Below are 13,999 nucleotides of genomic sequence, written 5' to 3'. Positions count from 1 at the left end.
AGTAGATTATTCAATTGTTTTGTTAGCTTTTCATCTACCTCTAACGTACTTTTCCTGTACATAGGACTAAAAGTCTTTATATTTTCTAGTGAGGTAATTTTTTTATTATACTTATTCATCTGACTAATGATTACAGGGAGATGTCGGAGCAAATATTGTTCATCTGTTTCAACCCTACTATTTAAAAACTTAATGGTCTTTGGAAATTTCTCTGGTGCATTAACTATATGTTCTTTAATACTCTTTGGCACATGGACTAAAATTGTATATTTTTTTATCTGTTGCGTAGGATTTCTTCTGTACACTTCATCTGCAGCCACAGTCAAATCTTTACTGTAGAATATCTAGCTGCTTCCAATTCTTTTGAATTTTTTCTAGGCAGTTTGACCAAACCTCTATCGCCTTCTGAAGCATCATAAGCCTGAAATAATGATCCGGGTTATTTGTAAATGGATAGTCATGATACTTTTTTTGTCGTTCTATATTTTGTTTATATACGTCAATGATTCGTTCAACATCTTCAATCAACTCTTCCATGTCAACACCTTCTTTTTGTTCCGGTTACTATACTTCTTACCGTCATCAATCGCTTTCCGCAAGGCTTTTAGTTTTTGAATACTTTGAAAATAACGCTGTAGTTTGATGTCTGAATAAATATCATTTCTTAAATTGATCAGATAACACAATTCCGTTTCCCCTTCGCCATCTACAATGTAAATAACTTCAGCAAATTCGATTATGCTAATAATTCTCACTTTCCATTCCTTTTCTAGTGCAGCTTTTTTGAACCATTGCTCACGAATTGCCTTTGTACATGTGTAATAATTTCCTTTAAATAAAATCCCCCTTGATGTAACTTTCCCATAACCTTTTCTCATATAGTTAGTAATCATATAACAAAACAACTCCTTTCTTATTAACCTCTATCAATCATTGTATCTTTTATTTGATATTTTATACATTTTATCTTAATTTAGATATTCATCTCAAAAAAAATAGTCCTTCTCCTTTTTAGCAATCTAAACTTCATCATCCTACATATTATCGTCAATCCGCTTACTCAACAGGTATATCAAAAACAATAATATACCCATACACATTGCCTCCGTGCCTTGTCTCCAGTCATGATTTAAAAGAAATCCTGCCCCAAAACCCAGTAACAGGGTTATCACAGTTTTAATTATCGAGTTTTCCCCCGTACCTGATCGCTTTCCCATAATAAACACCTTCACTTTGAAATTATTATTTTTCAAGCCTGTCCGCCTTGAAAATGTTGCAACGGCATTTCCCCCACATTTTCCATCTACAAACCCTTAATTGTCACATCTATATTAAAGAATTAATTAATTCTCCTGAATATATTATTGAGAATAACACTAAGTTATTATACATCTCCAATATCCTTGTAAAACTAGAGTATTTATAGGGACATATAGACCTCCCCGCCTGGTGATAAAAGGATCTTCACTTTAAATTTTTGACTCCTTAAGGGCTTATTTCGGACCTATTCAGATTAAGCAATTATTAATAACTTTCTTAGTTTAAACAGTTTTCCTTCGGTGACGGTGAAATTCACCACCACCTAGGGACACGGAGCTACCAACTGTTATAGATAACCTAAAATCTACAAGCTCAAGCTAAATTCTACAAGTCAGGCCGATCGTGCTGATAAAATTGATTTTAGCGATATAAAAGTGTTTCCCATAAAAAATAAAGGTCCCGAAAGTCATTAACTTCGGGACCATCAAACTACTTCATAATTATAATGTGAATTTCACATCTTTAATGTACACTTCGCACTATAATGCCATCGAACATCTGACTGATGCATTTTTTAAAAAATAATTTAGATATTTATTCACCTGTCAATTCGTTATTCATTCTTTGTATTTCAAATAGGTATCGATGAATACGTCCTAAATCAATAGCATCTTTATCGAGACTAGCTACATATAATAACTTGAGCCAGAAAGCATCTTCTCTAGCATATTCCTCTATTGCTAGCGCAATATTCTCTTCTGTTAATGATTTGACTATGATTTCTGGTTGTGGGGGGGCAATGAAGTTTATATTATCTCTATTCATTTGGTCAAGAAGATTCAAAGGTGTTGATACAACAACTGTTATACTGTACCCATCTTCTAGTTCAACAAATACATCAATATTGTCATTCTCCTTATTACTAATTTCTGATAAAGATGTAGGATAACTGATTTTAAGCACCTTCATGGTTTTAAACTCCTTACTTGCCATAAATTTTATACAAAATATTAATAACAGCTTGCTCATTTGCCTTATTAGCTTTTGCTAATATTTGCATTTCTCCATTACTCATTCTATAAAATACACGCGCTCCCTCTCTGCCTCTCAAATAATTAATGTCTCTAGTCAAATTTTTACTTCCAATACCTGGATTTACATTACCTTTAAGAAATTTAGATATGAGTTCATCAGCTTCTTTTTGTATCGCTCGGCTTTTACCCATTTGCTCAGCAGCTTTTACGAGTCCAGCATCAGCTTTTATCATACTTGCAACTTTTCCGCTTCCTCCGATTGGGCCCATAAATAAGGATTCAACCATACTTTGTGTAGATGCGCTTTGTTTTATCATACTCTTCATCTGCGCCCTAGCCCAGTTCATATTTCCAGGAGTGTTATCTTCTTTTACATAGTGGTTTCCTGTTGACATATTATACAAATACTTGAAATAGTTGTTGTCTTTATTTCCTAGTAGTGAATAATGTTTTGCTTCTTGACCTAGAATACTTCTAATTTTCCACCAAGCTGCGGACTTGTACCCTTCGTTAATAGCAATATCTAAATAGATATCCACCTCTACTTCACTAACTATATGTCCTGTCGGATCCACATAAATCAACGGATTGTTATGCACATACGTATAAAGATTCTGACTCAATGGGTTCCCCAGCTCACCCTCATACGTATCCTCACCCATAAACCGTGCCGTTCCCGGATCGTACCAGCGGGCACGCAGGTACTGCAGGCCCGTCGTATCATCCCAATACTCACCGGCGTAGCGCATCACGTTCGGAACGGTTTCCTTGGTTTCATTAACTGGGCCACCCCAAATATCGTAGGAGTAACTGTTTAGCTGCTTACCCTGCTCATCCACCAGACCGACGACATCGCCATGACCATTGAACTGGTAATACTGCAGCTTCCCAGTTGCTCGGTCCTGCCTTGCCGTTAACTGACCGTAGAGGTCATAGACATAGGCATAGGTAAGAGTACCTTTGCTTCCGGAGACTTCCGCTTCCGCGATCAGCTTGGCTTCCTCATCATAGTAATAACGCGTCGTATTCGTGCCTTCCTTACGTTCATACAGCAATCCGTCTCCGTTGTAAGTGTAGCTGACTTCCTTGCCTTCTCCTGCCACCTGGGTTAACCGGTTCTGGCTGTCAAACGTATAATCCGCTTCCTTCAGGCCGAATATCTTTCCGCTTCCCTGCTCCAGCCGGTTCCCGTTAGCGTCATACGTATAACTTAAATTCTTGTCACCTGATGTTTCCGTCTGAATCCGGTTCAGCGGATCGTAAGTGAATTGCCCTGACGTTCCGTTCTCCGTGCGGGAGATGATATTTTTGTTCGGGTCATAGCTATATCCGAATTCGTGCACGGATGTGCTTCCCTGCTGAACGGTTACGCCTGACAAGTCATATCCGTCATAGTTAAAACCGGCACTGAGTCCACTATCAAAGCTTCGGCGCTTCAGCAAACTGTTAGCCCCATATTCAAAGGTCATTCGATCCAGCGGAGAAGCTGACATCAAGGAAGGTCCACTGCTTCCGGTGCTGATATCCATCGCCGAGACTCGATTCATTTCATCAAGCTTAGAAGATATGCGAATGGATGCTCCGGCAGCGTCCGTCAGTATATATCCGATTTTCGACTGCGTATTATATTCATACGACACCCTGGTTCCGTCTGGAAACTCCAGTTCCTTCAGCGTTCCATCCTCAGGATTGTAGGAATACGTCGTCTTACCCGTAGGATCGGTCATACTGGTCCGGCGGCCTGCATCATCATAGGCGTAATTCACCGAGAAATCCGGTCCGCTCTTTGAAATAAGCTGATTCTCGGAGTCATAACCGAAGTTATAGATCTGGTTCTTGCGGTCCACCACTTGCGTTACGTTGCTTCGGTTGTCGTACTGGTAGACCGTGGTTTGATTGGCCATATCGGTCTGGCTGATCAGGCGACCCATCTCGTCATACATCTTTGTTACTTTCTGTTGGTCCGGCAAGACAACCTGAACCAAATCACCAGCCATACTATATGCATAGCGAGTAACCTCTCCCTTCGGATCCTTCACCGAGGTCAAGCGGCCCAGCACGTCGTACGTATACTCGGTACGCTGCTGATTGCCGTCAATGGATGCCGTCACCTGACCGAGCAGATCGTATTCCAGATGCTGAAGCGGCGTAAACCCTCCATTTTTCCACTCTTGCGTTGATATTGTTCTTCCCAGTACATCATAGGTTTCACGCTGTTTGTTTCCAGCAGCGTCGCTATACGTGGTTGTCCGTTCCACGACTTGATAATCCGTGCTGCTGCTGGTTCCATCAGCGTATACCGTTTTCGTGTTTCTTCCAAATGCATCATACGTCAGGCTCGTTGTATTGCCTTCGGCATCGGTCACTTCCGTCATGTTGCCTTCATCATCATATTCATACTCGTATAACGCATCATGCGTTTTCTCCTGCACCAGCAGCCCAAAAGGATCATACTGCTCCGTCGTAATCACGCCGTCCGGTGCTGTCTGAGTGACTCGATTCAATGCGTCATCGAAACGAATGGTCGAAAGCGTGCCGTCACTGTATTCAAGCTGGGTGATTCTACCCCATTTATCATAAGTGTACGTCTGCACATTTCCGTCGCTATCTCTCTGGCTTTTGAGCTGTCCTGTCGGCCAATATGAATAGTCCGTCGTAATTACAGAGGACTGTGAGGCTACGCCCTTCACGACCATGCTTTGGTTTGTCAGCAGATGACGTCCATACGGGGACTCGTATTTATACGTCTGTTCAATAAATCGTGAATCATCCTTGACTTTGGTTTTTGTCCGGTTGCCGTAAGTGTTGTACTCGTACTCGGATTGAGCAAACGGTGTTCCGCCCAATCCTTGCGACACGACCTCTTTCGTTACACTGCCCTGCCCGTCATATTCCAGATGTGTAACCTGAGACTGCGTGTCGTTCATTTTGACGGTTACCTTGGAAGGTTCCTTCCACTCTGCTGTACCCGTCATATGCTGGTATTCATAGCTTGTTTCCTGGCCGGTGCTTGATCTCTCCGATGTAATGAGGCCAAATTCATCATAGGTATACGACGTGGAAACAGGCTCGGAAGCTGCACCATTTTGAATATATCGTTCTTGGATCTGCTGCGGTGCATTTCGTTTGTTCGTCTCATCATAGGTATACTCTTCGATATAACTAACCGAATCTCCCGATTGGTGATATTCCTGCAAGTAATGAAGCGCCGGACTAGAGCTTCCTTCAAAGGAACTACTCAGCTTGTACGTTTCGTCCCACTTGCTGCTGCTTACGGTCGTGGTCCAGTTCACATCTCGTCCGTAACGACTCAAGTCTTCACCCGTATACTCGAAGCTGCGGGAACCCAGTATTTTTTCTCCCGATGTCGAACTGAATGTATCCTTGCGGGAGCTGACCTTAAATACATGCCTAGTTGCATAATCCCCAATCTGTTTCAATGACGCTTCATATTGAATATCGGTGATCCGGGATGTCGGGTACACGATACGAGTCAACAGAACCGTCCCGTCAGCTTCATGCTGTTCAGGCATACTAACCAGCCCGGATAGGAAGTTAAACTTCGACACCGGATGGTTGTACACATAAGTCGTACTTCGCGACATGGAGTCAATAACCTCTGCCAGAAGCGTATAGCCTTCCTTCTGAACCTTGCGATATTCCACGCTTTGGTCCGTTCCCTCCAAAATCACAGAAAGACTCAATGTATGATGTCTGAATTGGAGAGTATTTCCTTCGCTATTCGAAATCTGTTTTAATACAAGCCCCTCGGGCGTCTGATCATATAAAAAGCTCACCGTGTTGTTATAGTGGTCTTTGATTTGTAGCAGATAACCTTGAGCATCAAAGTAATAAACATAATCATTGAGAACCGTTAGTTTGTATTCACTTGATTGTCCATTCACGGTTACGCTTTGATCCGTTACCAGATCCATGTCATTCCAGTTATATCCTACAATGTCTAATGAATCGGACAAGGCGTAGGAGCCCGCTCCAGGAAAATACAAATAACGTTTACCACCATGCAATTGAATATGGGGAAGATCCCATCTCCAGCCCCGACCAATGCCGTAAGATGACTCCTCTCTTCGCATGCTAGTGTTATTCACGGCCTGGCCGGTTACCTCATCCTGACGGATTCCGATCTCTTCGTTCGCCTTCGAGCTGTCGTATACCCGTGTTAATGAAAACGGGATCATACCCGGAAGCTCCAAATCCACGCTCGCATAATTCAAATCACCGGTAGCCATGGAGACCGAATCTTGACCGTAGTTGTTGAAGTAGGCCGACGAGTCGTCATGGATTCGTACCTGATCAAGAGCTGCTTCGTCCACGTCGTTTGAATCTTCAGCCAACGTTTTTGATAATGACACCACAGCCTTCTCATCATATTGCACAACATCCGGTACCTGTATATTAGCCAGAACGGTATCGGCTGCTTTTGAGCTCTTCTTACCGCCCAGAGATGAGTATATTTGATACAAGGTATATCCATCCGCAATCTTTTCTTGAACCCAAGCGGTGTCAACACCATACTGCTGTGTCAACATCTGAATCGTAATCGCAGGTGAAGAAATCTCTCTTGAATTGGCTGTTACCTTGCTGCTGTCTCCATATACCAAAGAGCCCATATTCCCCATTAATAAGCTTATACATAAAACAGCTATACATCCTCTTTTGAACACATCGTCACCTCTATCGCATCTGATGGAATTAGAATGGAAATACCTTTTTGCTTCGCTTCGTTACGTTGCCATTGTTGTCGTATTCATATAGAATCTCATCTCCCGTACGGAGAATCACTTTAGAAAGCCGGTTATTTGAGCCATAGTGATACTTGTTTTCCGCGGCTAGAATCATTAGAGCAGAATTGATCACCCCTTCAAGAGCGGTTCCATCTTTCTCTATTAGCTTTAAATAGTAAACCTGGCCCGCTTTGAGCTCCCATTCCAAGACGGTGTAATCCCAACCATGCTCTCTCTCCTGATCAACCGTCGTGGCCAGCATATCGGTCAGTCCAGCATCAGCGTACAATGTCACTTGAGGCTCCTTCTCGAAATTCTTGCTCTCCTTGACAACAAATCGGTATAATCCATCCGCCTCCGGTTTAAATCGATAGTAGTTCTCCTGCTTCTCTTTTAGATCGATGTCCTCTGCTCTCCGTTCCACAAGGTCGATGAACTTGTCCGTGATTTCAGTAAAAATAAAGCTTCTGGATGGACCTGCAAAAAGTACGCCTTGAAGTGAGGACACGGTCACTTCCAGACTTGCACCATTAGGCACGACTTGTTCCTCATCCGTTCCGGTTGCCTCCCTCAGAACGTTTCCGCTCGCGTCCAGCAACCGATAATCATAATACCGGTCTGAGACAACAGATGCATCCGTCAGCAGCTTGGCCTCAAATTGGCCCGTATTCGTAAAGCTTCCCAGTTCTCCAGCAGCCAGTTCCTTCTTAAGTAACGCCTTCTCATCGCTGGTCTCTGCAGTAACGGGTATCGAATACTCATAGGTAACGGCTCCCGCTGAGGTTACAGTTACAACAACGACACCGCCACCAGGAATGACAATCTCCTGATCTATTGAATTGATGTGAGCTAGTTCCGGTTTATTCCCTGGGCTGTATACTACATAATCGTAAAAGCTCTTTCCTTCAAGAGCATTCGATTTAATCATCTGACTTGTGGTTTCCGGATTGGTAAAGATCACACTCTCATGCTGTCTTACGGTTATCTTTTCTCCCACCGGCTCCTTAGCAGGTTCTGCCTGGAATAGTCGATATACGGCCCCAAACAAAACTTGACTGTCCGAAGAAACGGTCACGATCACCTTATTTCCAGGCGCAACGACAGGCTCAATGCTGGTACCTGTTCGACGATCGATTTCCACGCCGGATCCATCATAGAGAACATAATCGAACGTACGGCCACCATTTACAGCCTCACTCACGATAGCCTTGTCGATCGTACTGATATTCGTAAATTGATAGCTCTGTCCCTGATTCAGTGTAGCTCTGTGGAATGCGGGTTCTGTGCTTGCTTCGACGGTAACATTGCCTGAGTACTCATAAAGAATCGGAACAGAAGAAGGGTTCGTGATCACGATATGGGACTGGGATGGCACTTCAAGTCTTGAAGATGTATTAAATCCATCCGAGAAAAGCGATCCATTCGAACGATAAATGGCGTAGTCCATGGCACCACCGACCTGATCTGAATTATGACGAAGCTCAGCATCAGGCCCGCTGTTATACAAGACATACGATTCATTTGGATTAATAGTGATATGCTGCACGACTTCACCCGGATCATCTTGTCCGCGGAACACACGGTATAGACCCCCGAAACTGACAGGCTCATCTGATGCCGCCGTAACGACTGCTTTATAGCCCGGAGGTACATTAGGTTCCACCGTAACCCCCGTTCTTCGTGACTGTTCCGCCCCCGTTGCATCATAGATGATGTAATCAAAGGTACGACCACCAGCCAAGGAGGCTGTGCTATCCAAATACTCGCTTTCCGTGCTGACATTGGTGAACGAGAAGCTTTCTCCCTTGGACAGGGTTACGCGCAGATAAGCAGGCTCTGAACTGGCCTCTACGGTAAAATCATCCGTATAATCAAACACGATGGGCTGGGTACCGGCAACCGTGACGTTAGCATAGCCTTGTTTCGGCACCTGCGGACTGGAGCTCCGATTAAAGGCATCCGAAGATCGACTGCCATCAGCTCTATACATGACATAATCGAATATCCCGTTTACTTTACTGGCATTATTCATGATGGGATTAGACAGCGTTCCATGGTTGCGGAATATATAGGACTCCCCCGGATTAAGGGTAATCTGACTGATGGCCTCATTCGGCCGTCCTCCGCCTTGGAACACGGTATATATAGCTCCAAAAGTCACCGGGTTTTCCGACACTGCTGTTACTACTGCCTTGTTATTCGGATACACCCTGGGTTCAACGCTTGTCGCTTGTCCACGGGAGCGTTCCGTCCCGTCTTCGTAATAAGTAACATAATCAAATAACCGATCGGACGAGGAGGAACCGTCGCTGTCCAAGTATTCGTCATTGCTGCTAATATTCGTAAACTCGTAACTTTCTCCTTGATGTAAAGTCACTCTTTCAAATGCAGGCTCTGCGCTGCCTTCAACCGCGAAATCATCCGTATAATCAAACACGATGGGCGTATTTCCTATGTTCGTGACAATCGCGTATCCCAATGAAGGAATGCTGGGGCTGCCCTTTTGATTAAATCCGCTCCTGTATATGGTATCGTCGGGTCTGTAAATGACGTAGTCGAACAAGCCGCCAACGCTGCTTGCATCATTCCGGATGGGGTTTGTAAGTGACCCATTATTATAAAAAACATACGTATCCCCCGGATAAACGGTTATCCGGCTAATGGCACTTCCTCCTGTGGGCCTTACATCAAACGTTCGATATGGGACGCCGAATGTAACCGGAGTCGCCGTAACCATGGTGAGTACAGCTGTACGGCCTGCTGCAACGCTAGGTTCACTAGACGTATTCGTTCCTCTTGAATATTCGGTCCCATCCGGTAAATAAACGACATAATCGAAGCGGTCGCTGGACTTGCCGTCGCTTTCCAGCGTATCCGTCTTCGTACTTACATTCGTAAACTGATAGCTTTGTCCTTGGCTCAATGTAACCCTCGTATACGCAGGTTCAGTGTAGCTTTAAAATAAAGTTTGATCAAAAGTTCCCGCAAAAGCTCATTTTTCGGGCAAATAAAAAGAATCCGTTTTGAAAAAAAGATTGATCAAAATGGATTCTTTTCTTGTGGGTTAGTATACACTTTTTAAAATAAAGTTTGATCACTTTCTACCCTTGACGTTCCACAATAGCGCCCGATTGCAGAAGACCACTGTTTGCAATTGAATTATTTATTCATATAAGCTTTGATTTCTTCTTCTGACATGGATGAATCGCATTTCACGTTTATTGTGTCACCATTAGTAAAAACGAAACCAGGAACCGTTGGAATGTCGTATTCATTACGGAAGGCCGTAATACCTTCCATATCAGATTTTTCCACACTATTTACATAATAGATAGTAGTATCAGTTTCCTCAGCAACTTTTTTTAGTTTTTCAACGAATATTTGGCAAAAAGGACAAACAGCCTTTCCAATATAGATTAAGGCTTCGGATTCCCCTTTTACCAATGCCTGTGCTTTTTCGGAATCGATTTTATCAAAACTAGCTACATTTTCTTCATAAGTAGTCATCATCGCTCAATCTCCTTTTTCTAATGTTATTATTATACAATAAAGTGTAAATACTCAAATAAATTACGCTTACGTGCTTGAATGTTCAATCCTATCAAAAATTGATGTGAAACACAAAAATTGATCTCAATCAAAATATATTCCTACGATTTGATAAATTCTTCCGTATGTCACAAGAGTTTACTCTACAATCTCGCGCACGTTAGCCTAATGTTTTAAAGTTCTTTATATTTATTTTGTACCTGAACAAGAACGTATCTTTTAATCCACATTTGTGTAGCAACAGTTAATTGTTCATCCTCTTTCTCAAAGAACAGACCTGAGCCTTCTTTCGCTTCAAATTCCCAGCCGTTTGAACCAATCATTTGTTTAAGATTTTCATCGGCTATCGAAATACCGTCATTCTCGCTTCTTATGATATACCAAGTGGAATCATCGTCTGTTACGATCTCTATTATCTCTTCATCGGAATTTCTTAGTTTTTCAATTGCTACTTTTGCAGTTAGATTTTCTATCGGTAGAGGTTGATTTAGACCCACACCCTAAATAATGAATATACAAAAGCACTTACTCTGAAATAGAGTAAGTGCCTTTGCATATCTTTTCAATCTGCAGAATTCTTTAAAATATGTGAGATTGAAGCGAAACTTGAGTTTAAAAGGACTCTTGACGACAATAGTTTTTATAAACTAACAATTTTACGATTAATGAAGAACCGCTAGTTTATAAAAACAGAAAGCACATGTAACTAGTTTATTATTTCTTAATTACTACATTAAAATATAACTTTTATTCATTCAATGTGCCATTCAGTTCAGCAGTTTTAGTAGAAATTAAATCCATTAACTCAGGTGATAGGACATCATAGGTAGGTAATCCAATATCATTTAAATCTTTTCGGATATCAGCCATTTTTGAAGCCGGTGTACCTGTTTCGATTACAGACGAAACAAATGCTGCAAATTGTGGTGCAGACCACCCTTTATCCTCTGATAATTCTGTATGAACAAAATCTAAACCATAAAATGCATGATCTCTATTTTCTATACGACCAAATAAATGTGCTTTACATTCTTTACAAAAATGTCTTTGAATTGTAGCTGTTTCATCAACAATCTCTAACTTATCGCCGTTTCTAATGACATGAACTTTGTCACGAGGAGCTACAGCTACTAAAGAAAAATTGGCACCCTCTGGTTTCCAACACTTAGAACAACCACATGCATGGTTGTGCATTGTTTGTGAATCTACCTTGACTTCTACTTTATTGGATTCACAAAGACACTTTAGTGTTCCTCCTACAAAGTCTTTTACTTCTGGATAATCATTAATCCCGTTATCTAATCTTGGATGTAATTTAGTGGTAGTCATATGTTTTCCTCCTTGAATATATTCATTATTTTTCATACGTTAACATCGTACGGATTGACTCACCCTTATGAAGCAAATCAAATGCATCATTGATGTCTGTAAAGTTTAAGTGGTGTGTGATAAACGAATCGATATCGATTTCACCATTCATATAATCTTCAACCATTCCTGGAAGCTGCGTTCTGCCTTTCACGCCGCCAAAGGCAGAACCACGCCATACTCGACCCGTTACTAATTGGAATGGACGCGTATGAATCTCTTTCCCTCCAGCTGCTACACCGATAATAGTACTTTCACCCCAACCTTTATGACAACATTCAAGAGCAGACCTCATTACTTCAACATTTCCAATACACTCAAAGCTATAATCTACTCCTCCATCTGTCATTTCAACAATGACTTCTTGAATTGGTTTATCAAATTTAGCAGGATTTAGAAAATCAGTTGCGCCCATTTTTTTAGCTAATTCAAACTTATCTTCATTTAAGTCTACAGCAATAATTCGGCTTGCTTTTGCTTGAACCAATCCTTGAATAGCGGCTAATCCAATGGCTCCTAAACCAAATACGGCTGTCACAGCTCCTTCTTCCACTTTTGCTGTGTTGTGTACAGCGCCAATACCTGTAGTCACACCGCATCCAAATAGACCAATTTTATCAAGTGGCGCTTCTTTGTCAATTTTTGCTAAAGAGATTTCAGGAACGACTGTATATTCACTGAATGTACTTGTTCCCATGTAATGATAAATAGGCTCTCCATTATAAGAGAAACGAGTTGTTCCGTCAGGCATTAAACCTTTACCTTGAGTTTCTCGTACAGCACTACATAAGTTTGTTTTACCAGATCGACAGAATTTACATTCCCCACATTCAGCCGTGTATAGTGGAATAACATGATCTCCTGGTTCTACTGAAGTAACTCCTTCACCTACGGCTACTACAACACCAGCGCCTTCATGACCTAAAACGGCAGGGAATACGCCTTCTGGATCATCCCCTGATAATGTATAAGCATCTGTATGACAGACTGAAGTGTACAGTATCTTTACTAAAACCTCTCCGGCTTTTGGATCCTCTACATCGATTTCTACAATCTGAAGCGGTTCTCCCGCTTTAAATGCAACGGCTGCTTTACTTTTCAAATGAAACCCTTCTTTCTTTTGTTTTATAGCGTTACCATACCCATAATTACATATCAATATACCGTTGACAATACTGACACATTTGTCATCATGGACACATTAATACGTAAAAAATGTGAAACACTATGATGTTTACATTTCCATGATTACATATCGTAATTTAAATTACCATACTGACAAATATGTCATAATAACCAAAAGTGTAATGGATAGGTACGCGAACTGAAAAATTAATGCCTGTTTTTCTTTCTTACACCCATGCTAAGTATACATAGATGTTATTCAATCTCTGTTTTATTAGCGTCTCTTTCTAAAGAGTCGCTAAAAATATCTCCCCAATCACAGATTGAAGTTACAACAGGTTCTAGGAGACAACCAATTTCACTTAGTTGATACTCAACTTTAGGAGGTACAACGGGATATACAGTTCTAGTAATTATGTTATCATCTTCTAATTCCCTTAACTGTCTAATTAACATGCGTTGATTGACTTCGGGAAGTTTTTTTTGCATTTCACTTAACCTTAATGGAGACTCCTGTATCAAACACCATATAATCACTATTTTCCAACGTCCACCTATAACTGATAAAGCCAAATCTTTTCCAGTAAAATAAGTTTTATCTTTATAATTAATTTCCAATTATATTCACTCTCTCTATAAGTATTGATATATCACGGTTTAAACCGTCGAAACGATATTAGAATGTTCTTTTGGTTTTCCGGAAATTCTCACATATTAAGAATTCTAATCCTTGCCTTGTTTGATGCTCAGGTTAAGTTTTCTATAGAAGCAATCTCCGCATCATACCAATAGGGCTTCTTATTTACAAGTTGTCTTAAAGTTTTCTAACAGTAATGCTCCTTTCTTTTACTATTATAGCATAGTGACAAAAACGTCAGTATTGTAGATTGCATTTTATTATGTAATTATGGGTATGGA

The 13,999-nt window shown here is 41.3% G+C and carries 10 protein-coding genes; all 10 read right to left on the bottom strand.

The window, feature by feature from the left end; genetic code table 11:
* Window positions 1–330: 330 nt before the first annotated feature.
* The 10 genes from WDY75_RS03830 to WDY75_RS03785 all read right to left on the bottom strand — a co-directional run bounded on the left by WDY75_RS03830 (window position 331) and on the right by WDY75_RS03785 (window position 13,699).
* On the bottom strand, window positions 331–537 hold the full coding sequence (locus tag WDY75_RS03830; RefSeq protein ID WP_063477846.1) for a hypothetical protein: 207 nt from the start codon (window positions 535–537) through the stop codon (window positions 331–333).
* Entirely contained in the window at window positions 525–893 is a 369-nt protein-coding gene (locus tag WDY75_RS03825) for a hypothetical protein (RefSeq protein ID WP_063477847.1), read from the bottom strand. Before WDY75_RS03825 ends, WDY75_RS03830 begins: the two co-directional genes overlap by 13 nt.
* A gap of 961 nt (window positions 894–1,854) precedes the next feature.
* Window positions 1,855–2,229, bottom strand: a complete 375-nt coding sequence (locus WDY75_RS03820; RefSeq protein WP_063477849.1) for a hypothetical protein — start codon at window positions 2,227–2,229, stop codon at window positions 1,855–1,857.
* Between the two features lie 13 nt (window positions 2,230–2,242).
* Entirely contained in the window at window positions 2,243–6,925 is a 4,683-nt protein-coding gene (locus WDY75_RS03815) for an RHS repeat-associated core domain-containing protein (RefSeq protein ID WP_338841926.1), read from the bottom strand.
* An 82-nt stretch (window positions 6,926–7,007) separates the two neighbouring features.
* Window positions 7,008–9,962, bottom strand: a complete 2,955-nt coding sequence (locus WDY75_RS03810; RefSeq protein WP_338841925.1) for a hypothetical protein — start codon at window positions 9,960–9,962, stop codon at window positions 7,008–7,010.
* A 236-nt stretch (window positions 9,963–10,198) separates the two neighbouring features.
* The gene (locus WDY75_RS03805) at window positions 10,199–10,549 is read right to left on the bottom strand and encodes a hypothetical protein (protein ID WP_064617367.1); all 351 of its coding nucleotides are present in this window, start codon (window positions 10,547–10,549) and stop codon (window positions 10,199–10,201) included.
* Window positions 10,550–10,761: 212 nt separating this feature from the next.
* Window positions 10,762–11,085: a hypothetical protein gene (locus WDY75_RS03800; protein ID WP_053522651.1), complete on the bottom strand. Its 324-nt coding sequence runs from the start codon at window positions 11,083–11,085 to the stop codon at window positions 10,762–10,764.
* 250 nt (window positions 11,086–11,335) lie between these two features.
* Entirely contained in the window at window positions 11,336–11,917 is a 582-nt protein-coding gene (gene gfa, locus WDY75_RS03795) for an S-(hydroxymethyl)glutathione synthase (protein ID WP_094871737.1), read from the bottom strand.
* Window positions 11,918–11,942: 25 nt separating this feature from the next.
* Entirely contained in the window at window positions 11,943–13,058 is a 1,116-nt protein-coding gene (locus tag WDY75_RS03790; RefSeq protein ID WP_064617364.1) for an S-(hydroxymethyl)glutathione dehydrogenase/class III alcohol dehydrogenase, read from the bottom strand.
* A gap of 278 nt (window positions 13,059–13,336) precedes the next feature.
* The gene (locus WDY75_RS03785; protein ID WP_094871738.1) at window positions 13,337–13,699 is read right to left on the bottom strand and encodes a winged helix-turn-helix transcriptional regulator; all 363 of its coding nucleotides are present in this window, start codon (window positions 13,697–13,699) and stop codon (window positions 13,337–13,339) included.
* Window positions 13,700–13,999 lie beyond the last annotated feature (300 nt).

It is taken from the genome of Paenibacillus glucanolyticus (assembly GCF_037333485.1).
Taxonomy (GTDB): domain Bacteria; phylum Bacillota; class Bacilli; order Paenibacillales; family Paenibacillaceae; genus Paenibacillus_AQ; species Paenibacillus_AQ glucanolyticus.
Note: the sequence above shows the minus strand (reverse complement) of the source record. Positions and strands in the feature narration are given on the sequence as shown.